A 21,665-nucleotide genomic window follows, 5' to 3' on the forward strand; every position below is an offset into this window, starting at 1 on the left:
ATATTGTTACAGTGGAATCTGCCTCCTTGCTTTTTAGCGTTTTCAGGGTTTTATAATCCAGAGCCAGTTTTTTTTATTTTGAGGTACCAATTTTGCGAAGCTTACTCGGTGACCTGCTTGCACAACGTCTGGCCTCGCTTTCCGGCGGTACGCTTAATAAGCGATTGTATGATGTCTTGCAGGCAGTGATTCAGGACGGATCCATTGCCACCGCGACGCGACTGCCCGCCAGCCGCGACCTTGCTCGCGAACTTTCTGTCTCACGTAATACCGTGCTGGCAGTCTATGAACAGCTTCAGTCTGAGGGCTATGTACAAACCCGCACCGGAAGCGGCACCTTCGTCAGTACCGTGCTGCCGGAACAGGTGCCGGGTGAGCCGCTGATCAGGCCCGTCACGCCGCCGATGAAACCCGTCAGACTGTCGCGACGGGGTTCACGCCTGCTGGCGAGCAGCGGTGCGGGGAGCCATCAGTGGGGGGCATTTATGCCCGGTGTGCCGGACGTCAGCCATATGCCGCACGACATCTGGCGCAAAATTCAGCTCCGCCTGAGCCGACGGCTGCCGGTTGAAAACCTGAGCTATGCCAGCCACGGCGGCTGTGTTGAGTTACAACAGGCGCTGGCGGATTACCTGCGGGTGATCCGTTCGGTGAACTGCACCCCCGAACAGGTACTGATCACCGCCGGAACCCATCAGTCGCTGGATCTACTGGCGAAAATGCTTTGCGATCCGGGAGACAGGGCCATCGTCGAAGAGCCGGGATACTGGGGGATCCGCAATGTGCTGGCGGTGAACGGCGTCACGCTGATCCCCACGCAGGTTGACGATCAGGGGCTGGTTTTGCCGCCCGAGCAGCCAGACAGCCCGGTGCCTCGCCTGATCTGTGTGACGCCTTCTCACCAGTATCCTCTCGGGGCGGTCATGAGCCTGCAGCGGCGCCATGAATTACTGGAGCGCGCAAAAAGCAGCGGCAGTTGGGTGGTGGAAGATGACTACGATGGCGAGTTCCGCTTTACCGGAAGTCCCATTCCTGCGCTACAGGGCCTGGCGGCGGATGCCCCAGTGATTTATCTGGGCACCTTCAGTAAAACCTTGTATCCCGGCATCCGGCTCAGCTACATGGTGGTGCCTAAATCCCTGGCGGCACGGATGAAAATGGCGCACTCCGAGCTGTATCGCGGCGGCTACGGGTTAGTACAACTCACGCTGGCGGAGTTTATTCGGGAAGGGCACTATGCGGCCCACGTACGACGCATGCGGCAGATTTACAGCCGCCGTCGTGCTGCGCTGGTGGAGGTGATTAGCACATCGCTGGGCGCCGACTGGATAGTGCATCACAGCAATGCGGGGTTGCATCTGGTTCTCAGGCTGCCGGACAGCATTGACGATGTGGCCTTTAGCGCAGAGCTGGAACAGTGCGGTGTATTAACACGTCCACTGTCGTCCTATTATCTTCGGGGCACGCCGCAGCGCGGATTGCTGCTGGGTTATGCCTGTGTTGACGAAGCCGCCATTCCCGCCGCGTTCGCGCCTATCCTGACCCGGTTGCAACATCACCTGCAGGTGGCGTCTGTCTCGCCGTGATGCACCATCAGTGCGCACCCCTGGTATTGCCTGATTCTGTGATAACTGTCACGTTAATTTAATGTTAAATTTAAAAAGACAATAAAATACAATGGCCTGCAAAGTAAATTTGTAAGCCATTTCTTTTTAGATTGTCAAATTCTGCTTGTGCAAATCAAATGCGTTGTGGTAGTGCTAAAAAAAGGCCCGACAGGATTCGCACGTCAAAAGGATGATGCATGAATCGTGCCGAAACCCTTTTTCATCCTGTTTACGAGATTACGCCATGAGAAATTTTGTCAGTTTTCGGAATATCAAAAAGAGCTACGACGGCGACAAGCTGGTGGTGCGCAACCTCAATCTGGATGTGGCAGAAGGCGAGTTTTTGACCCTGTTAGGGCCGTCAGGCTCCGGGAAAACGACCAGCCTCATGATGCTGGCAGGATTTGAAACGCCTACCGATGGCGAGATACTGCTGCGTGATAAACCTTTGCACACGTTGCCGCCGCATCAGCGTGATATCGGTATGGTATTCCAGAACTACGCGCTTTTTCCCCACATGACGGTGGCCGAAAATCTGGCGTTTCCTTTGTCGATTCGCCGTTTGAGCAAGGCCGATATTGCCCAGCGAGTTAAACGGGTGCTGGATATGATTAAACTCACTTCGCTGGCAGACCGTTATCCCGCACAGATGTCTGGCGGCCAGCAGCAGCGGGTGGCCCTGGCGCGGGCGCTGGTATTTGAACCTAAACTGATCCTGATGGACGAACCGCTGGGAGCGCTGGATAAACAGCTGCGTGAACACATGCAGATGGAAATTAAGCAGCTGCATAACATGCTCGGGCTGACCATTGTTTACGTCACTCACGATCAGAGCGAAGCCATGACCATGTCTGACCGGGTGGCGGTCTTTAACGACGGCATGATTCAGCAAATGGACAGCCCGAATAAGCTTTATGAACAGCCCGACAACGCCTTCGTGGCGCAGTTTATTGGCGAGAATAACAGCCTGCTGGCAACCCAGTCAGGGCAGCAGGGTGATTACTATCAGGTGACGCTGGATAACGGTATCCAGCTGGATGCGCTGAAGGTGCGGCCCAGTTCTCCGGGCAAGAAAATACAGCTCAGTATCCGCCCTGAACGCATCAACGTAAATGCAGCCAAACCGGGCGATCAGTCGGTCCAGGCCCGAATCCAGCAGTTTATCTATCTGGGTGACCACGTGAGAATGCTGACGGAAGTTGCTGGTCAGGGAAACTTTATGGTGAAAATGGCCTCATCGGAGGTCTCACCCGGCTGGACGGCGGGCAGTGAAGTGACGTTGTCCTGGCAACCTCAGCACCTGCGCGCGCTCGACGTTACGCTGCAATAGGCATAAAAAAAGAGCATGCAGTCTGCATGCTCTTGTTCAACGGGAAAGGATTAACCTTCAGCCTGCTGCGACTGAATCGCCGTCAGGGCAATGGTGTAGACGATATCGTCTACCAGTGCGCCGCGTGACAGGTCGTTGACCGGCTTACGCATGCCCTGCAGCATTGGCCCGATTGAAATCAGGTCAGCGGAACGCTGCACCGCTTTGTAGGTGGTGTTACCGGTGTTGAGATCCGGGAAAATAAAGACCGTTGCGCGTCCGGCAACCTGCGAGTTGGGCGCCTTGGATTTTGCCACGTCTTCCATAATCGCCGCGTCGTACTGCAACGGCCCATCAATCACCAGATCCGGGCGTTTTTCCTGCGCAAGGCGCGTGGCTTCACGCACTTTCTCCACGTCGCTACCGGCACCTGAATTACCGGTTGAGTAGGAAATCATGGCGACGCGTGGATCGATGCCGAAGGCTTTCGCTGAATCGGCAGACTGAATGGCAATTTCTGCCAGCTGTTCAGCCGTTGGATCGGGGTTGATCGCGCAGTCGCCGTAGACCAGCACCTGCTCCGGCAGCAGCATAAAGAACACGGATGACACCAGTGAGCTGTTGGGCGCGGTTTTGATCAGCTGTAACGGCGGACGAATGGTGTTGGCCGTGGTATGTACCGCGCCCGAGACCAATCCGTCAACTTCCCCGCTTTCCAGCATCATGGTGCCCAGCACCACGTTATCTTCCAGCTGTTCCTGCGCAACCACCTCGGTCATGCCTTTGCTTTTGCGCAGCTCGACCAGACGCGGAACATAGTTCTGACGCACCACTTCAGGATCGACTATCTCAATGCCTTTACCCAGCTCAACGCCCTGGGCTGCCGCAACGCGCTGGATTTCATCCGGATTGCCCAGCAGGACACAGGTCGCAATGCCGCGGTCGGCACAGATTGCTGCGGCTTTAACGGTACGGGGTTCATCCCCTTCCGGCAGAACAATGCGCTTGCCAGCCTTGCGAGCCAGTTCGGTTAACTGATAGCGGAAAGCCGGCGGCGACAGGCGGCGACTGCGCTCAGACGTGGCGGTCAGCGACTCGATCCAGTCCGCGTTAATGTAACTTGCGACGTATTCCTGGACTTTTTCAATGCGCTGCGTGTCATCAACCGGTACTTCGAGGTTAAAGCTTTGCAGGCTGAGCGAGGTCTGCCAGGTATTGGTTTTGACCATGAAGACCGGCAGGCCAGTCTGGAAGGCGCGATCGCACAGTTTGGCGATGCGCTCGTCAATTTCATAGTTACCGGTTAAAAGAATGGCACCGATCTCAATACCGTTCATCGCGGCCAGACAGGCGGCAACCAGCACGTCAGGGCGGTCAGCCGAGGTGACCAGCAGCGAGCCCGGGCGGAAATGCTCAAGCATGTGCGGGATGCTGCGTGCGCAGAAGGTCACTGATTTGACACGTCGGGTCTGAATTTCACCTTCGTTAATAATCCGGGCGTTCAGGTGGCGGCACATATCAATGGCGCGGGTCGCAATCAGGTCGAAGCTCCACGGCACACAACCCAAAATGGGCAAGGGACTGTTGGCAAACAGCTGGTCAGGATTAATATTCGCGATGCTGGCCTTCGATGAGTCATCGAAAATTTCAGACAGGTCAGGGCGCGTACGGCCCTGCTCATCAACGGGCGCGTTCAGCTTGTTGATGATCACACCGGTGATGCTTTTATTCTTCGAACCGCCAAAGCTGCTTTGTGTCAGTTCAATACGCTCTTTGAGCTGTGCGGGAGAATCGTTACCCAGCGCGGTCACGAAGACGATTTCAGCGTTTAACGTTTTGGCGATTTCATAGTTCAGCGCGCTGGCAAACTGGTGCTTACGCGTAGGCACCAGGCCTTCAACCAGAACCACTTCAGCATCCTGCGCATTGGCGTGGTAGCGGGCAATAATTTCTTCCATCAGCACGTCTTGCTGATTAGATCCCAGCAGCGATTCCACACGGGACATCGGCAGCGGCTCTGCGGCCGGGATGCCTGAACTCTTGCGCACAATGCTGGTGGTCTGGTCAGGTGCATTGCCGCCCGCACGCGGTTGTGCAATGGGTTTGAAAACGCTCAGTCGAACGCCTTTACGTTCCATGGCGCGAATAACGCCAAGGCTAACGCTGGTCAGACCGACGCTGGTGCCGGTCGGAATGAGCATAATTGTACGTGACACGATTGAACCTCTCAGATTTCACTGGGTGTCAAAACAACGCCGTCAGCCGGAGCTGACGACGAAAGGAGATCAGGCGGTAAGGCGAGCGGCATCTCGGGCAATCACTAACTCTTCGTTAGTGGGGATCACCACTGCCGGGCGAGTGCCTTCTTTGTTGATAAAACCTGACTTGCCAAAGCGAGCCGCCAGGTTGCGCTCGTGGTCAATGTGAAAGCCCAGCAGCGCCAGCTTGTCCAGGGTCAGCTCACGCACCATCGCCGCATTTTCACCGATACCGCCGGTGAAGACCACGCCATCGAGACGACCGTCCATCAGCGCGGTATAGCTGCCAATGTATTTGGCCAGACGGTGGCAGAAGACATTCATTGCGCGTTTAGCATCGTCTTTGGTGGCGTAGTTGTCTTCAACATAACGGCAGTCGCTGGTGACTTCGGTCAGCCCTAACAGCCCCGACTCTTTGGTCAGCATCTTGTTAATGGCATCGACGCTCATGCCCAGCGTGTCGTGCAGGAAGAAGATAATGGCCGGATCGATATCGCCGCTGCGGGTCCCCATGACCAGGCCTTCCAGCGGGGTCAGGCCCATAGACGTATCCACACACTCACCGTTACGGATAGCAGAAACAGACCCGCCGTTACCGAGATGACAGGTAATGATGTTCAGCGTTTCTAGCGGCTTATTCAGCATTTTTGCCGCTTCGTGGGTGACATAGTAGTGGCTGGTACCGTGCGCACCGTAGCGGCGCACGCCGTGCTCTTTATACAGGGCATACGGCAGCGCATAAAGGTAGGACTCTTCCGGCATTGTCTGATGGAAAGCGGTGTCAAAAACCGCCACATTCTTGTCAGATAAGTGCGGGAAGTTTTTCATGGCTTCATCAATGCCAATCAGGCCCGCTGGGTTATGCAGTGGTGCAAAAGATGATGCATCTTTGATACCCTGCACAACAGACTGAGAAATGACCACTGACTGCGTAAGTTTTTCGCCGCCGTGAACAATACGGTGACCTATTGCAGCGATTTGTGCTGAAAGCTCTGGTTTTTGTGCCAGAATTGTTTTAACAATGAAATTCAGCGCTTCGCTGTGGGCTGCGCCAGCACCTAAAGGTGCTTCCTGCTTCTGACCATCAAGTTTCCATTTGATCCGTGCTTCGGGCAGGTGGAAGCATTCAGCCAGACCCGAGAGGAATTCTTCACCGCTGGTGGGATTAAGGATGGCAAACTTGAGAGAAGAGCTGCCGCAATTCAGAACCAGTACTAACTTACTCGACATGGAAGTACCTATTTGTTAAAAGTGGCTAAAAATAACGCAATCAGACTTACAGCGTAGCCCATCGACGCAGCCAGATTAATGACAGAAGTCATACCCAGGTCAAAATAGTGCGTTTTATGCAAAAAAAATTGAGTCTTTACGCATAAATTTGAAATTTCGCTTAAAACGGGCCTTGTCGTCTCTGTTACAAGGGAAGTTGCGGCAGTGACGCTGTCAAAACGGCGTCAGAATAGCCGGAGTCACCTTTAAAGACAAAAATATTTGAAGGATGTTACGTAAAGTTGTGTGGTTATAATTATTTTTCAAAAAATACAGTATTAGTTGAGGCGAGCCATGGCGAATGAATCTCACACCGGCTGGTTCCGGATGTTTCAACGCGGACAGCATTATATGAAGACCTGGCCCAACGATAAACGCCTGGCACCGGTCTTTCCTGAGAACCGGGTATCGACGGCTACGCGCTTTGCGATTCGCTTTATGCCGCCGCTGGCGGTCTTTACGCTCACATGGCAGATAGCGATGGGTGGGCAATTGGGCCCGGCAGTAGCAACGGCTCTCTTTGCCTGTAGTTTGCCTATGCAGGGATTATGGTGGCTGGGTAAGCGATCCGTCACCCCATTGCCGCCCACGCTGCTGCGCTGGTTCCATGAAGTGCGCACGAAGCTGGAAGCCGCAGGCCAGGCGATCGCACCGGTTGAAGGCAAACCAACTTACCAGGCACTGGCCGATCTGCTTAAGCGCGCCTTCAAACAGTTGGACCGCACCTTTCTGGACGATCTTTAATCCGCACCGCGCAGAAATTATTGCACGCAAACCTGCGGTTAAATCAATGAAAAGCGATGTGGCTACGCCCGCATCGCTTTCCCTGTGTAATTATCTTTCCATCGTATAAAACCTGAACAGCCCGCGGGCTGGAGGACAAGATGATGGAAATGACCCACGCGCAACGTTTGATCCTGACTAACCAGTACAAAATCATGGCAATGCTGGAACCGGAGAGCGCCGAACGTTTTCGTCGCTACCAGACTATCATTGAGCGTGGCTATGGCCTGCAAATGCGGGAGCTGGACAAAGAGTTTGGCAAGCTTCCCGAAGAGACCTGCCGGACGCTTATCGACATTATGGAAATGCACCACGCGCTGCAGGTCTCCTGGGCTAATCTCAAGACCCAAGGCGATATCGACCCACGACGTCTGGCGTTTCTGGGGTTTGATGCCGCCACGGAATCCCGCTATCTCGGTTATGTGCGGTTTATGGTGAACATCGAAGGGCGCTATACCCATTTTGATGCGGGAACGCATGGCTTTAATGCGCAAACGCCGATGTGGGAAAAGTATCAACGTATGCTGGCTTTGTGGCAGACTTGTCCTCGCCAATACCATTTAAGCGTAAACGAGATTGCGCAAATCATTAACGCCTGATGAGGAGTGACGCGTGGAGTACAGTGGTTTTTTATTTGATTTAGATGGCACCTTAGTGGATTCGCTACCCGCGGTTGAACGCGCCTGGAGCAACTGGGGTGCACGTCATGGCATTGCGGCTGATGAGATTCTGGACTTCATCCACGGAAAACAGGCGATTACTTCACTGCGCCACTTTATGGCGGGCCAGTCAGAAGCGGCAATCCAGGCCGAGTTTCTGGCGCTGGAAAAAACGGAAGCAGAAGACACGGACGGCGTGCGGGCGCTGCCAGGCGCAAAAGCGTTGCTCACGCAGCTGAATGCTTTGCAAATCCCCTGGGCGATTGTCACCTCCGGCTCCGTGCCGGTGGCGCATGCGCGTCACAAAGCAGCAGGTTTACCTCAGCCTGCCGTGTTTATTACGGCCGAACAGGTGGCGAAGGGCAAGCCAGAACCCGATCCTTACTTACTGGGCGCAGAAAGGTTAAAGCTGTCGCCAGCCGACTGCGTAGTGGTAGAAGATGCGCCGGCCGGCGTGATCGCCGGGTTAGCTGCGGGCTGTGCCGTGATCGCCGCGAATGCGCCTGATGATACGCCACGCATTGACGAAGTGGCGCTGCGCCTGACTTCACTGGAATCGCTGGTGGTCACCAAACGATCGACGGGCAAGTTTGCGTTTCACCATCAAGGCTAGGTAAAAGGGCGGCGTGAAGCCGCCATTGTCAGAGCGGCGTGTCCTGCGAGATTTCGTCCAGAGACAGGCTAAAGCTGGGAATGAAGACCTCCACGAAATAGCTCATTTCGGGCGAACGACGCTGATTCAGGGTTTTTTCCAGCCGCGCTTTTGCTAACAAAAACTCATTATTCCCGGCCGACAGCTCTTCCAGGCATTTTACGTAGGCACAGATCGCATCGGCTTGTTTCACGACGGCTTTTTCTTCCTCACTGTGCAGATGCTCATCAATCAGCGGACGGTAAACATCCTGCAACTCGTCCGGCAGCATCTCAATCAACTTCTGCTGCGCGATTTTCTCAATCTTTTTGTATTCGTGGGCGATCTGCGCGTTGTAGTACTTCACCGGCGTGGGTAAGTCTCCGGTCAGCACTTCACTGGCGTCGTGATACAGCGCCATCATGGCGATGCGCTCGGCATTAAGGTTGCCGTTAAACTTCTTATTTTTAATGATGGCCAGCGCGTGGGCAACCATCGCGACCTGCAAACTGTGTTCAGAGACGTTCTCGGTGCGCACGTTGCGCATCAGCGGCCAACGGTTGATGAGTTTGAGACGGGAAAGGTGGGCGAAGAAATGGCTCTGAGTCATGGTAATTCCTGTTTGCGACAGGGGAGAGGCCTGCTCTCCCCGAAATCACATCAGTATAGGCGCATCCGGACTACTGGCGGTAGCCTTGCAGAAAACGGCCAAACTTATTGATCGCCATTTCCAGATCGTCGACGCGCGGCAGCGTCACGATGCGCAGATGATCGGGCCACGGCCAGTTAAACGCCGTTCCCTGAACCAGTAGCACTTTCTCCTGTAGCAGGAAATCCAGCACCATTTTCTGATCGTCGTGGATATTGAATTTTTTGGCATCAATACGCGGGAACATATAAAGCGCGCCCTGCGGCTTCACACAACTCACGCCTGGAATATCGTTGATCAGTTCCCATGCGCGCTGACGCTGTTCATAGAGCCGCCCGCCAGGCACAATAAATTCACTAATGCTCTGATAGCCGCCCAACGCAGTCTGAATGGCATGCTGCGCGGGGACGTTGGCACACAGACGCATGGAGGCCAGCATCTCCAGCCCTTCGATATAACCTTTAGCATGCTTTTTGGGGCCGTTTAGCACCATCCAGCCCTGGCGGAAACCCGCTACGCGATAGGTTTTAGACAGGCCGTTAAAGGTTACGGTCAGCAAGTCCGGCGCCAGTGCAGCAATAGAGTGATGCTGTGCGTCGTCGTACAGAATTTTATCGTAGATCTCGTCAGCGAAAATAATCAGGTTATGCTGGCGGGCAATCTCAACGACTTCCATCAACAGTGCTTTGCTGTAAACCGCACCGGTTGGATTATTGGGATTGATAATCACGATGCCGCGCGTGCGTGGCGTAATTTTACTGCGGATATCATCCAGATCCGGGAACCAGCCTGCGGACTCATCACACAGGTAGTGCACGGCTTTGCCGCTTGAGAGCGACACGGCCGCGGTCCACAGCGGGTAGTCAGGTGCCGGCACCAGCATTTCATCACCGCTGTTCAGCAGCGCCTGCATGGCCTGGACGATGAGTTCAGAAACACCGTTGCCGATATAGATGTCTTCCACCGTGACGTCGCGCATGTCACGCGCCTGGTAGTGCTGCATGATGGCTTTACGAGCAGAATACAATCCTTTGGAGTCACAGTATCCCTGTGCGCTGGGAAGGTTACGGATGACATCAACCAGAATCTCGTCCGGCGCTTCGAAGCCAAAGGGGGCCGGATTGCCGATGTTCAACTTAAGAACTTTATTACCTTCTTCTTCAAGGCGTTTAGCCTCTTTTAAAACCGGTCCACGAATGTCGTAACAGACATTGTCCAGTTTGCCGGATTTATCAATTTGAAAAGTCATTGTGGCCGCCTTAATGTGCAGAATCCTTGTGCCTGCCGCTGAAAACAAACCTGCACAATGTACTCTCCTCAGGCCGACAAAAGAAGGGCAGGGCGCGGTTTTGGCGTGTTCAGCATCTTTGTCTCCAGCCAGACGATGGAATGCGTATTGGTTATCAAGCAGGCCGGTTGTAACGTTTGTTTTTTTGAGTTTTATTGGTTTATTATGCTGCGATTAAAAATTGAGCGCTGGGTAATGTCTGCTTTTATTTTGCCGATAATGAACCTGAAGGCCGTAAAACAATCTGAGAATCTGTGATGCGTCATGAGTGAAATAGTTTAATTATGCTTTATTGATGCATAAAATTTGCACGCAAAAAGCGGCCTCAACTCAGAGTAACCTGAAAAAAAACGATGGTGCATAATGTTAACTATCTTATATCAAAGGTTTTTTATAAGATTTTCAGGGCCGGGAGAGACAACCGGGAGCATCATCAATGCATGTTTCATCGCTGAAAAGTCGTATTTCCTGTTTTCAGGCAGGTTACGTCCGCTCAGGACATTCTCGAAGGGATGTAAGATGCTATTTGATCAAAATATGCAATGCTTTTCACAAAAACATTTCCATTTTGCGGTCAAAAATGATTAAGTATAATTTACTATTTGATGAGATTAAACGCTGCGTACCGTTAGCGTATTACAGACCCGTTTACCCCTGCCTGAGGGCACTTTGGGGGTAGGAAAAGACAACTACACAGCTTCCCGCATTTTTGCATCCAGTGCCTTCGGTACAGAAGTTGTCTCTGTCTTCAGGACCCGGTTTCCCTGTTTTGCAGGGAAGTACCGTCTTCCTCCGTAAGTAAATTTTATGTCGGCCCTTTGCCGGGACGCCATGAAGCATCATTACCGCTTATCGCTTTGATAAGCTTGTAATAACACCAGGATAGTAGTTCTTAAAAATCTAATAAGTGAAGAAAAAACATGACTAATGCAAATCGTCCGATACTCAATCTCGATCTCGATCTGCTCCGGACTTTTGTTGCTGTAGCTGACCTGAACACCTTTGCAGCCGCTGCTGCTGCGGTGTGCAGAACGCAATCGGCAGTGAGTCAGCAGATGCAACGTCTGGAACAACTGGTCGGTAAAGAGTTGTTTGCCAGACATGGCCGCAACAAGTTGTTAACTGAACACGGCATTCAGCTTCTGGGCTATGCCAGGAAAATCCTGCGTTTTAACGATGAAGCCTGTACTTCACTGATGTACAGCAACATCCAGGGTGTACTGACGATTGGCGCTTCTGACGATACCTCAGATACCATTCTGCCGTTCCTGTTAAACCGCGTGACCTCTGTCTATCCAAAACTGGCGATTGATGTTCGCGTGAAACGCAATCCGTTCATGATGGAAATGCTGAATCAGGGCGAAGTTGACTTAGTCGTCACGACGTCAAGCCCGGGTAACTTTACCCATCAGGTTCTGCGTACCTCTCCGACCCTGTGGTATTGCGCGGCGGATTATGTGTTCCAGCGTGGAGAAGCTATTCCACTGGTATTGCTTGATGAACCCAGTCCGTATCGTGATATGGCGATTGATCATCTCAACGAAGCCGGTATCCCGTGGCGTATCTCTTACGTTGCATCAACCCTGGCGGCCGTTCGTGCGGCAGTCAAAGCAGGATTGGGTGTAACGGCGCGTCCGGTAGAAATGATGAGCCCGGAACTGCGCGTGATGGGCGCAGCAGAAGGCTTGCCGGTTTTACCGGATACACAGTATCTGCTGTGCCGTAATGCCGACAGCGACAACGAGCTGGCGCTGGCCATCTTTAATGCTATGCAGTCCACGCACGATCCGTACAACATGGTGGCCAACGCTGACGGCACGCTGTTGCTGGATGACGAAGAGTAACATTTTCACGCTGTCGCAAAAAAAACGTCATTCACCGGTAAGATAATGGCTGTAAACAGGCCTCTTGTTCTGTAAAAAGAACAGGAGGCTTTTTTTTGACCTTTTTCCTGCGAAATAAAAGCCCGCCCGGAGACGCTGAGTTTATCGCCTGCCCGCAAGCATTTCAGTGCGATGTAAATGGCGGGCGAGAGGCAAAATGTAAAATATTTGATTCGAATCAGTCTGATAACTGCTGAAATTTAACACAAAAAAGATAATTCTGTGTTCTGGATCAACAAAATAGCCATTCCCAAGGGAAGGAAAACCCCCGAAATCCTGTCAAAATATGAGGGTTAATTGCACGATCCATGCGCGCAAATACCCGCTACACTAAAATTACCCTTACAGACTGAAGCGATTTAGCTGGAAACACGCGCATCATATGTTAATAATATGATGCAGGTGTAAAATAAAGTTTGGATACTTTTGTCAAAGTTGACAAAAGGTTATAGAAAGGAGTAAAAAACCCCATAAAATTGCTGCTTATTGCAGAGTAACAGCAAAATTTGTAAGGTTTTTATCCTTCCCTTTGAATCGATGTGGTGAGTTTGCTGCCAGAACCCGAGCAGGATGCCCGCGCCACTTTTGATGAGTAAGCAATGAGTATGTCAACTACCACCGAAATCATCGCTCAGCATTGGGCATTCGTCGTATTTATCGTCATCGCTTTTGGCCTCTGTGCGTTCATGTTAACCGGAGGCTGGCTGCTTGGCGGCAGAGCGCGTGCCCGTTACAAAGACACACCTTTTGAGTCCGGCATTGAATCCGTCGGTGACACTCACCTCCGCTTATCAGCAAAATTCTACCTGGTAGCGATGTTCTTCGTTATCTTCGACGTAGAAGCTCTCTTTTTATACGCATGGGCGACCTCTATTCGTGAAAGCGGCTGGGTCGGCTTTGTGGAAGCCGCAATTTTCATTTTGGTGCTCCTGGCGGGCCTAGTTTATCTGGTGCGCATTGGCGCGTTGGACTGGACGCCTGCACGCCGGCGAATCGTGGTTAAAACGCCCACGGTAAGTCACACCAATCCTCATAAGCAGTAAAAGAGAGGCAATAAGATGGACTATACGCTCACCCGCATAGACCCAAACGGTGGTGAGAACGACCGTTACCCTCTGCAAAAGCAGGAAATCGTCAGCGATCCGCTGGAGCAGCACGTTCATCGCAGCGTCTACATGGGCAAGCTCGAACACGCCCTGCACGACATGGTGAACTGGGGACGTAAAAACTCCCTGTGGCCTTACAACTTTGGTCTTTCATGCTGCTACGTTGAGATGACCACCTCCTTCACCGCCGTGCACGACGTCGCGCGTTTCGGTGCAGAGGTTATGCGTGCATCGCCACGTCAGGCCGACTTCATGGTCATTGCCGGTACGCCGTTTACCAAAATGGCCCCGGTGATTCAGCGTTTGTACGATCAGATGCTGGAGCCGAAATGGGTGATTTCCATGGGTGCCTGTGCCAACTCAGGCGGCATGTACGATATCTATTCTGTCGTGCAGGGCGTTGATAAGTTTCTGCCGGTTGACGTGTATATCCCGGGTTGCCCGCCGCGCCCTGAAGCTTACATGCAGGCACTGCTGCTGCTGCAGGAATCCATTGGCAAAGAGCGCCGTCCCCTTTCGTGGGTGGTCGGAGACCAGGGCGTTTACCGTGCCAATATGCAGTCTGAGCGTGAACGTAAGCGTGGCGAACGTATTGCAGTAACCAACCTGCGTACACCAGACGAAGTTTAAGTTAACCGTATGGATGGAATCAGTGCCTGCAGCAGACAACACCACAAATTAATGCATGGCACCATCCTGACGCCTTCATTTGAGCGCCTGTTATCAGGCCGGAATGGTGAGTAACGTATGACAGATTTGACCACGCAAGATCTCGCTCAGCCGCTATGGCAAACCCGGGATCACCTGGATGACCCGGTGATCGGCGAGCTGCGTAATCGTTTTGGGCCGGATGCCTTTACCGTTCAGGCGACCCGCACCGGTATTCCGGTTGTTTGGGTAAAGCGTGAACAGCTGCTGGAAATCATTACATTCCTGCGAAAACTTCCTAAGCCGTACGTCATGCTGTATGACCTGCATGGCATGGACGAACGCTTACGTACCCACCGCGCCGGTTTACCTGCCGCGGATTTTTCCGTTTTCTACCACCTACTCTCGATTGAACGCAATCGCGACATCATGCTCAAGGTGGCTTTATCTGAAAACGATATGCATGTGCCGACCATCACCAATATTTTCGCCAATGCCAACTGGTATGAGCGCGAAACCTGGGAGATGTTTGGTATCACCTTTGATGGTCATCCGCATCTGACGCGCATTATGATGCCGCAGACCTGGGAAGGGCATCCGCTGCGCAAGGACTATCCTGCGCGTGCGACCGAATTCGATCCTTTCACGCTGACGAAGCAGAAAGAAGATCTGGAAATGGAAGCGCTGACGTTCAAGCCGGAAGACTGGGGCATGAAACGCAGTACCGCCAACGAAGATTTCATGTTCCTCAACCTCGGTCCAAACCACCCGTCAGCGCACGGTGCTTTCCGCATCATTTTGCAGCTGGATGGGGAAGAGATCGTCGATTGCGTCCCGGATATTGGTTATCACCACCGTGGCGCAGAGAAAATGGGCGAACGTCAGTCCTGGCACAGCTACATTCCTTACACCGACCGTATTGAGTACCTTGGTGGCTGCGTTAACGAAATGCCTTATGTACTGGCCGTTGAGAAACTGGCTGGTATCGTGGTGCCTGACCGCGTGAATGTTATTCGCGTCATGCTCTCTGAGCTTTTCCGCATCAACAGTCACCTGCTGTACATCTCGACCTTTATTCAGGACGTTGGCGCAATGACGCCGGTGTTCTTTGCCTTTACCGACCGTCAGAAAATTTATGATGTGGTTGAGGCGATTACCGGTTTCCGTATGCACCCGGCCTGGTTCCGTATTGGCGGTGTGGCACACGACCTGCCGAAAGGCTGGGAGCGCCTGCTGCGTGACTTCCTGGACTGGATGCCAAAGCGCCTGAAAGAGTACGACAAAGCGGCGCTGCGCAACACCGTTCTGATGGGCCGTTCGCAAGGTGTGGCAGCCTACAATATGGAAGAAGCGCTCGCCTGGGGCACCACAGGTGCAGCCCTGCGTGCCACCGGTCTCGATTTTGACGTGCGTAAATGGCGTCCCTATTCAGGCTATGAAAACTTCGACTTCGAAGTGCCCGTGGGTGCCGGTATCAGCGATGCCTACACGCGCGTACAGCTGAAAATGGAAGAGATGTGGCAGTCGCTGCGTATTCTGGAACAGTGCCTGAACAACATGCCGGAAGGGCCGTTTAAAGCCGATCATCCGCTGACAACCCCGCCGCCAAAAGAGCGCACGCTGCAGCACATTGAAACCCTGATCACTCACTTCCTGCAGGTGTCATGGGGCCCGGTTATGCCGGCCAATGAATCCTTCCAGATGATTGAGGCGACCAAAGGGATTAACAGTTACTACCTGACCAGCGATGGCAGCACGATGAGTTATCGCACACGTGTGCGTACGCCGAGCTTCCCGCACCTGCAGCAGATTCCTTCGGTAATCCGTGGCAGCCTGGTATCCGATTTAATCGTGTACCTCGGTAGTATCGACTTTGTTATGTCAGACGTGGACCGCTAATTATGCACGATCAACACATTGCTATTAAAACGATCGACCCTAACGAGGTCTTCGTGCTGAGTGCGGAAGAGCACCATGCGATTGAGCACGAAAAACACCATTACGAAGATGCACGCGCGGCGTCAATTGAAGCGCTGAAAATCGTACAGAAACAACGTGGCTGGGTTCCAGACGGCGCGATTCATGCGATTGCCGACGTTCTGGGCATTCCCGCCAGTGACGTAGAAGGTGTGGCAACGTTCTATAGCCAGATTTTCCGCCAGCCGGTTGGCCGCCACGTGATCCGCTACTGCGACAGCGTGGTCTGTCACATTACCGGTTTTCAGGGCATTCAGGCCGCTCTGGAAGAAAACCTCAATATCAAGCCCGGCCAGACCACGACCGACGGCCGCTTTACGTTGCTGCCGACCTGCTGTCTGGGTAACTGCGATAAAGGCCCAACCATGATGGTGGATGAAGATACGCACGTTCATCTGACGCCGGAAGGCATCGCCTCTTTGCTGGAGCAGTATCAATGACAATTAAACAGATCATTCGTACTGCCGAAACCCATCCACTGACGTGGCGCATGCGCGACGATCAGCAGCCGGTATGGCTGGATGAGTACCGCAGCAAAAACGGCTACGCCGGTGCGGAAAAAGCACTGAAGGGCATGGCACCCGACGAGATCGTGGCGCTGGTGAAAGATTCCGGCCTGAAGGGACGCGGTGGTGCAGGCTTCTCTACCGGTTTGAAGTGGAGCCTGATGCCGAAAGACGAATCCATGAACATCCGTTACCTGCTGTGTAACGCCGATGAAATGGAGCCGGGCACCTATAAAGACCGCCTGTTGATGGAGCAGATGCCGCATCAGTTGGTTGAAGGCATGCTGATCAGTGCGTTTGCCCTGAAAGCCTACCGTGGCTACATCTTCCTGCGTGGCGAATACATTGAAGCGGCGGTGCATCTGCGCCGTGCCATCGCTGAAGCGACCGAAGCCGGGTTACTGGGTAAAAATATCCTGGGCTCAGGGTTCGATTTCGAACTCATCGTCCACACCGGCGCAGGCCGCTATATTTGCGGTGAAGAAACCGCACTGATTAACTCGCTGGAAGGACGCCGTGCTAACCCACGTTCTAAGCCGCCTTTCCCGGCGAGCGCGGGCGTTTGGGGTAAGCCGACCTGCGTGAACAACGTTGAAACGCTGTCAAACGTGCCGGCTATTTTGGCAAACGGCGTTGAGTGGTATCAGGGTCTGTCTAAGAGCGACGATGCGGGTACCAAGCTGATGGGCTTCTCGGGTCGGGTGAAAAACCCTGGCGTCTGGGAACTGCCGTTCGGTATCACGGCCCGTGAAATCCTGGAAGACTATGCCGGCGGCATGCGCGATGGTCTGCGCTTTAAAGCCTGGCAGCCGGGCGGGGCGGGAACGGACTTCCTGACGGAACAGCATCTGGATCTGCCGATGGAGTTCGCCAGCATCGGTAAAGCGGGCAGCCGTCTGGGTACGGCGCTGGCCATGGCCGTGGACCATGAAATCAATATGGTTTCACTGGTACGCAATCTCGAAGAGTTCTTTGCCCGTGAATCCTGCGGCTGGTGTACGCCATGCCGTGATGGTTTGCCGTGGAGCGTGAAGATCCTGCGCGCGCTGGAGCAGAAAAAAGGCCAGCCGGGGGATATCGAAACCCTGGAGCAGCTTTGCCGCCAGCTCGGCCCGGGCAAGACGTTCTGCGCCCACGCACCCGGTGCAGTCGAACCGCTGCAAAGCGCCATTAAATATTTCCGTGAAGAGTTTGAAGCCGGTATCGCGCCGCAGGTGTTTGGTAATACCCGATCGATCGGTGGTATTCAGCCAAACCTGCTGAAAGCGCGCTGGTAATTCGCCGTTATCCACGGGAGCTGGCCCTGTGCCGCCGTTCCTGCTGCAGTGTGCAGGAACAAGAATTTGATTAACGCTCGTTTATGACGAGCCTTACGGAAGCATGTCACTATGGCTACAATCCATGTAGACGGTAAAGAATATGATGTGAACGGAGCGGACAACCTGCTACAGGCATGTCTGTCTCTGGGCCTTGATATTCCTTATTTTTGCTGGCATCCGGCGCTGGGAAGCGTGGGTGCCTGCCGCCAATGTGCGGTAAAGCAATTCCAGAACGCTGAAGATACTCGCGGCCGCCTTGTCATGTCCTGTATGACGCCGGCGTCTGACGGCACCTTCATCTCTATTGATGATGGCGAAGCGAAAGAGTTCCGTGAAAGCGTGGTTGAGTGGTTAATGACCAACCACCCGCACGACTGTCCGGTATGCGAAGAGGGCGGTAACTGTCATCTGCAAGATATGACGGTAATGACCGGCCACAGCTTCCGCCGCTATCGCTTCACCAAACGCACCCACCGTAATCAGGACCTTGGCCCGTTCATTTCACATGAGATGAACCGCTGTATCGCCTGCTACCGCTGTGTGCGGTATTACAAAGATTATGCTGACGGTACCGATCTGGGCGTTTATGGCGCGCATGACAACGTTTACTTCGGCCGCCCGGAAGACGGCACGCTGGAAAGCGAGTTTTCCGGCAACCTGGTTGAAATCTGCCCAACCGGCGTATTTACCGATAAAACCCACTCTGAACGCTATAACCGTAAATGGGATATGCAGTTCGCGCCCAGCATCTGTCAGCAGTGCAGCGTGGGCTGTAACACCAGTCCGGGTGAGCGCTATGGCGAGCTGCGCCGCATCGAAAACCGTTACAATGGCAGCGTTAACCACTACTTCCTGTGTGACCGTGGTCGCTTTGGTTACGGTTACGTCAACCTGAAGGACCGCCCTCACCATCCGGTACAGCTGCGCGGCAGCGATCGCGTGACGCTGAATGCGGAGCAGGCGGTGAACGTCGGGGCAGACGTGCTGCGCCAGGCGAAACGCGTGATTGGTATCGGCTCGCCACGTGCCAGCGTCGAGAGCAACTTTGCGCTGCGTGAACTGGTCGGGGCCGAAAACTTTTCTACCGGCATGCCTGCCGGTGAGCAGGAACGCCTTGAACTGTTGTTAAAAGTGCTGCGTGACGGCGGAATTTATACGCCATCGCTGCGTGAAATTGAAAGCTACGATGCAGTGCTGGTGCTGGGGGAAGATTTGACCCAGGTTGGCGCGCGCGTGGCCCTGTCTGTGCGCCAGGCTGTGAAAGGTAAGGCCCGTGAAATGGCCGCTGCGCAGAAAGTCGCAGACTGGCAAATCGCGGCCATCATGAATATCGGTCAGCACGCTAAGCATCCGCTCTTTGTCACCAACGTCGATGAAACGCGTCTCGATGATATTGCCGCGTGGAGCTATCGTGCCCCAGTGGAAGATCAGGCGCGTCTTGGATTTGCCATCGCCAATGCGCTGGACGAAACCGCCCCGGCCGTAAGCGATTTCGACGCTGCGCTGAACGGCAAGCTGGATGTCGTCGTGCAGGCGCTGGCCGGCGCTAAAAAACCGCTGATCGTTTCCGGTGTTCACTCAGGCAGCACTGCCATGATTGAAGCGGCCGCGAACGTGGCGAAAGCGCTGAAAGCGCGCGGCGCAGACGTCGGTATCACCTTACTGGCAGGCCATGCGAACAGCATGGGGCTGAGCCTGATGGGCGGAAACACCCTGGACCAGGCGCTAGAACAACTGCAAAGCGGCGAAGCCGATGCGGTCGTGGTACTGGAAAACGATCTCTATCGCCATGCGCCAAAAGCGCAGGTGGATGCGGCGCTGAATCAGGCCGCTAACGTGATCGTCGTTGATCATCAACGCACCGCCACGCTGGAGAAAGCCGGACTGGTTTTGTCCGCGGCCAGCTTCGCGGAAAGCGACGGCACCTCAATCAACCACGAAGGGCGCGCACAGCGTTTCTTCCAGGTGTACGATCCTGCCTATTATGACAACAGCATCGTGATGCTGGAAAGCTGGCGCTGGTTGCATTCGCTGCACAGCGCGCTGGAAAGCCGCCACGTTGACTGGACGCAGCTGGATCACGTCATTGATGCCGTGGTTGCCAGTCTGCCACAGCTGAAGGGCATTAAAGAGGCGGCACCGGATGCCAGCTTCCGTATCCGTGGTCAGAAACTGGCGCGTTCACCGCATCGTGCCAGTGGCCGTACCGCCGCGCGCGCCAACATCAGCGTGCACGAGCCGCGTCAGCCGCAGGATCAGGACACGATGTTTGCCTTCTCAATGGAAGGGAACAACCAGCCGAACGCACCGCGTTCGCAGATCCCCTTTGCCTGGGCGCCAGGCTGGAACTCACCTCAGGCATGGAACAAATTCCAGGATGAAGTGGGCGGTAAACTGCGTCACGGCGATCCCGGCGTGCGTCTGTTCGAAGCCAGCGACGCACAGTTAGCCTGGTTCAGCAGCGTACCTGGCGCGTATACCACTAACGGTCAGTTCCGCGTCGCGCCTTACTATCAGCTATTCGGTAGTGAAGAGATGACGCAGCGCGCGCCGGTGATCCAACAGCGTATGTCGGCACCCACTCTGGTCCTGAACCCGGAGGATGCGGCTAAGCTGGGCGTGAACAGTGGCGCGTCTGTGGAATTAACCTGTGCCGGTGAAACCGTACGCTTGCCTGTGCGTTTCTCCGCGTCGCTGCAGGCAGGGCAGGTGGGGCTTCCACTCGGTCTGCCGGGCGTACCGCCATTCCTGGCGAATGCAAAAATTGATTCTCTGCAGGAGGCGGCGCAATGAGCTGGTTAACTCCAGGTGTTATCGACATTCTGATCGCCGTGGGTAAAGCGCTGGTGATTCTGCTGGTCGTGGTGGGCTGCGGTGCGTTTATGAGCTTCGCCGAGCGTCGTCTGCTCGGCCTGTTCCAGAACCGCTATGGACCGAACCGCGTGGGCTGGGGCGGATCCTTGCAGCTGGTTGCTGACATGATCAAGATGTTCTTTAAAGAGGACTGGGTTCCCCCGTTCACCGACCGCTTTATCTTTACCCTGGCGCCGGTCATCGCCTTTGTGTCACTGCTACTGGCATTTGCCATCGTGCCGGTTTCGCCGACCTGGGTCGTCACTGACCTGAACATCGGGCTGCTGTTCTTCCTGATGATGGCGGGCCTGGCGGTCTATGCCGTACTGTTTGCCGGCTGGGCGAGTAATAACAAATACTCGCTGTTAGGTGCCATGCGCGCCTCTGCGCAGACGCTGAGTTACGAAGTGTTTCTGGGACTGTCGCTAATGGGCGTAGTGGCCCAGGCGGGATCGTTCAACATGACCGATATCGTCAACAGCCAGACGCACATGTGGAACATCATCCCGCAGTTCTTTGGTTTTCTGACCTTCTGTATTGCGGGCGTCGCGGTCTGTCACCGTCATCCTTTTGACCAGCCAGAAGCTGAGCAAGAGCTGGCCGACGGTTACCACATTGAATATGCCGGGATGAAATTCGGCCTGTTCTTTGTGGGCGAATACGTCGCGATTACCACCGTCTCAGCACTGATTGTGACGCTGTTCTTCGGGGGCTGGCATGGGCCTTTCCTGCCGCCTTTCATCTGGTTCGCCCTGAAAACGGCGTTCTTTATGATGATGTTCATCCTGATTCGTGCTGCGCTTCCGCGTCCACGCTATGACCAGGTGCTGTCGTTCGGCTGGAAAGTGTGTCTGCCGTTGACGCTGTTGAACCTGCTGGCGACCGCCGCAGTGATTCTGTACACAGCGCAGTAAGGGGTA

At 54.2% G+C, this 21,665-nt stretch carries 17 protein-coding genes; 13 read left to right on the forward strand and 4 right to left on the reverse strand.

Going from position 1 to position 21,665, the window contains the following annotated elements; translation table 11 throughout:
* Positions 1 to 92 precede the first annotated feature (92 nt).
* Together QLG08_RS10470 and QLG08_RS10475 are read left to right on the forward strand one after the other, a co-directional pair.
* Complete coding sequence (locus QLG08_RS10470) at positions 93 to 1,586, forward strand: PLP-dependent aminotransferase family protein (protein WP_210448292.1); 1,494 nt, start codon at positions 93 to 95, stop codon at positions 1,584 to 1,586.
* A gap of 265 nt (positions 1,587 to 1,851) precedes the next feature.
* Entirely contained in the window at positions 1,852 to 2,937 is a 1,086-nt protein-coding gene (locus QLG08_RS10475; RefSeq protein WP_014605376.1) for an ABC transporter ATP-binding protein, read from the forward strand.
* A gap of 50 nt (positions 2,938 to 2,987) precedes the next feature.
* Here QLG08_RS10475 and pta read toward each other — a convergent pair whose 3' ends face one another.
* Together pta and ackA are read right to left on the reverse strand one after the other, a co-directional pair.
* Entirely contained in the window at positions 2,988 to 5,117 is a 2,130-nt protein-coding gene (gene pta, locus QLG08_RS10480) for a phosphate acetyltransferase (protein ID WP_014594171.1), read from the reverse strand.
* An 84-nt stretch (positions 5,118 to 5,201) separates the two neighbouring features.
* On the reverse strand, positions 5,202 to 6,404 hold the full coding sequence (gene ackA / locus QLG08_RS10485) for an acetate kinase (protein WP_210448293.1): 1,203 nt from the start codon (positions 6,402 to 6,404) through the stop codon (positions 5,202 to 5,204).
* A gap of 333 nt (positions 6,405 to 6,737) precedes the next feature.
* Here ackA and yfbV point away from each other — a divergent pair, with 333 nt between their 5' ends.
* The 3 genes from yfbV to QLG08_RS10500 all read left to right on the forward strand — a co-directional run bounded on the left by yfbV (position 6,738) and on the right by QLG08_RS10500 (position 8,498).
* On the forward strand, positions 6,738 to 7,187 hold the full coding sequence (gene yfbV / locus QLG08_RS10490; protein WP_014605378.1) for a terminus macrodomain insulation protein YfbV: 450 nt from the start codon (positions 6,738 to 6,740) through the stop codon (positions 7,185 to 7,187).
* Between the two features lie 143 nt (positions 7,188 to 7,330).
* A complete protein-coding gene (locus QLG08_RS10495; RefSeq protein WP_026021018.1) occupies positions 7,331 to 7,825 on the forward strand; it encodes a YfbU family protein in 495 nt (164 codons plus the stop codon).
* Between the two features lie 13 nt (positions 7,826 to 7,838).
* The gene (locus QLG08_RS10500) at positions 7,839 to 8,498 is read left to right on the forward strand and encodes a sugar phosphatase (protein WP_013026518.1); all 660 of its coding nucleotides are present in this window, start codon (positions 7,839 to 7,841) and stop codon (positions 8,496 to 8,498) included.
* A gap of 28 nt (positions 8,499 to 8,526) precedes the next feature.
* On the opposite strand, the gene yfbR is transcribed toward QLG08_RS10500, so the two are convergent.
* Together yfbR and QLG08_RS10510 are read right to left on the reverse strand one after the other, a co-directional pair.
* Complete coding sequence (yfbR, locus tag QLG08_RS10505; protein ID WP_013026517.1) at positions 8,527 to 9,126, reverse strand: 5'-deoxynucleotidase; 600 nt, start codon at positions 9,124 to 9,126, stop codon at positions 8,527 to 8,529.
* Positions 9,127 to 9,196: 70 nt separating this feature from the next.
* Complete coding sequence (locus tag QLG08_RS10510; protein WP_014594167.1) at positions 9,197 to 10,414, reverse strand: pyridoxal phosphate-dependent aminotransferase; 1,218 nt, start codon at positions 10,412 to 10,414, stop codon at positions 9,197 to 9,199.
* A 959-nt stretch (positions 10,415 to 11,373) separates the two neighbouring features.
* Here QLG08_RS10510 and lrhA point away from each other — a divergent pair.
* From lrhA to nuoH, 8 genes are all read left to right on the forward strand, one after another.
* Positions 11,374 to 12,297, forward strand: coding sequence for a transcriptional regulator LrhA (gene lrhA, locus QLG08_RS10515; protein ID WP_013026515.1), 924 nt, complete (start codon positions 11,374 to 11,376; stop codon positions 12,295 to 12,297).
* Positions 12,298 to 12,935: 638 nt separating this feature from the next.
* Positions 12,936 to 13,379, forward strand: coding sequence for an NADH-quinone oxidoreductase subunit A (locus QLG08_RS10520; RefSeq protein WP_013026514.1), 444 nt, complete (start codon positions 12,936 to 12,938; stop codon positions 13,377 to 13,379).
* Positions 13,380 to 13,394: 15 nt separating this feature from the next.
* Entirely contained in the window at positions 13,395 to 14,072 is a 678-nt protein-coding gene (locus QLG08_RS10525; protein ID WP_006120026.1) for an NADH-quinone oxidoreductase subunit B, read from the forward strand.
* A gap of 117 nt (positions 14,073 to 14,189) precedes the next feature.
* A complete protein-coding gene (gene nuoC / locus QLG08_RS10530) occupies positions 14,190 to 15,989 on the forward strand; it encodes an NADH-quinone oxidoreductase subunit C/D (protein ID WP_013026513.1) in 1,800 nt (599 codons plus the stop codon).
* 2 nt (positions 15,990 to 15,991) lie between these two features.
* A complete protein-coding gene (gene nuoE, locus QLG08_RS10535) occupies positions 15,992 to 16,507 on the forward strand; it encodes an NADH-quinone oxidoreductase subunit NuoE (protein WP_013026512.1) in 516 nt (171 codons plus the stop codon).
* A 2-nt stretch (positions 16,508 to 16,509) separates the two neighbouring features.
* A complete protein-coding gene (nuoF, locus tag QLG08_RS10540) occupies positions 16,510 to 17,850 on the forward strand; it encodes an NADH-quinone oxidoreductase subunit NuoF (RefSeq protein WP_026021016.1) in 1,341 nt (446 codons plus the stop codon).
* Between the two features lie 111 nt (positions 17,851 to 17,961).
* Positions 17,962 to 20,685 carry an NADH-quinone oxidoreductase subunit NuoG gene (gene nuoG, locus QLG08_RS10545; RefSeq protein ID WP_161610868.1) on the forward strand — a complete coding sequence of 908 codons (2,724 nt, stop codon included), beginning with the start codon at positions 17,962 to 17,964 and terminating at the stop codon, positions 20,683 to 20,685.
* Positions 20,682 to 21,659, forward strand: a complete 978-nt coding sequence (nuoH, locus tag QLG08_RS10550) for an NADH-quinone oxidoreductase subunit NuoH (RefSeq protein ID WP_078828819.1) — start codon at positions 20,682 to 20,684, stop codon at positions 21,657 to 21,659. The genes nuoG and nuoH overlap by 4 nt, the downstream gene beginning before the upstream one ends.
* Positions 21,660 to 21,665: the final 6 nt, after the last annotated feature.

It is taken from the genome of Pantoea sp. V106_11 (genome assembly GCF_029967885.1).
In the GTDB taxonomy this organism is placed as follows: Bacteria; Pseudomonadota; Gammaproteobacteria; order Enterobacterales; family Enterobacteriaceae; genus Pantoea; species Pantoea ananatis.

Coding starts and splice junctions, on each gene's coding strand:
- QLG08_RS10510 (WP_014594167.1), bottom strand. CDS start 10,414: ATGACTTTTCAAATTGATAAATCCGGCAAACTGGACAATGTCTGTTAC.
- QLG08_RS10475 (WP_014605376.1), top strand. CDS start 1,852: ATGAGAAATTTTGTCAGTTTTCGGAATATCAAAAAGAGCTACGACGGC.
- QLG08_RS10525 (WP_006120026.1), top strand. CDS start 13,395: ATGGACTATACGCTCACCCGCATAGACCCAAACGGTGGTGAGAACGAC.
- QLG08_RS10495 (WP_026021018.1), top strand. CDS start 7,331: ATGGAAATGACCCACGCGCAACGTTTGATCCTGACTAACCAGTACAAA.
- ackA (WP_210448293.1), bottom strand. CDS start 6,404: ATGTCGAGTAAGTTAGTACTGGTTCTGAATTGCGGCAGCTCTTCTCTC.
- pta (WP_014594171.1), bottom strand. CDS start 5,117: ATGCTCATTCCGACCGGCACCAGCGTCGGTCTGACCAGCGTTAGCCTT.
- nuoE (WP_013026512.1), top strand. CDS start 15,992: ATGCACGATCAACACATTGCTATTAAAACGATCGACCCTAACGAGGTC.
- nuoG (WP_161610868.1), top strand. CDS start 17,962: ATGGCTACAATCCATGTAGACGGTAAAGAATATGATGTGAACGGAGCG.
- nuoH (WP_078828819.1), top strand. CDS start 20,682: ATGAGCTGGTTAACTCCAGGTGTTATCGACATTCTGATCGCCGTGGGT.
- yfbR (WP_013026517.1), bottom strand. CDS start 9,126: ATGACTCAGAGCCATTTCTTCGCCCACCTTTCCCGTCTCAAACTCATC.
- yfbV (WP_014605378.1), top strand. CDS start 6,738: ATGGCGAATGAATCTCACACCGGCTGGTTCCGGATGTTTCAACGCGGA.
- QLG08_RS10520 (WP_013026514.1), top strand. CDS start 12,936: ATGAGTATGTCAACTACCACCGAAATCATCGCTCAGCATTGGGCATTC.
- lrhA (WP_013026515.1), top strand. CDS start 11,374: ATGACTAATGCAAATCGTCCGATACTCAATCTCGATCTCGATCTGCTC.
- nuoC (WP_013026513.1), top strand. CDS start 14,190: ATGACAGATTTGACCACGCAAGATCTCGCTCAGCCGCTATGGCAAACC.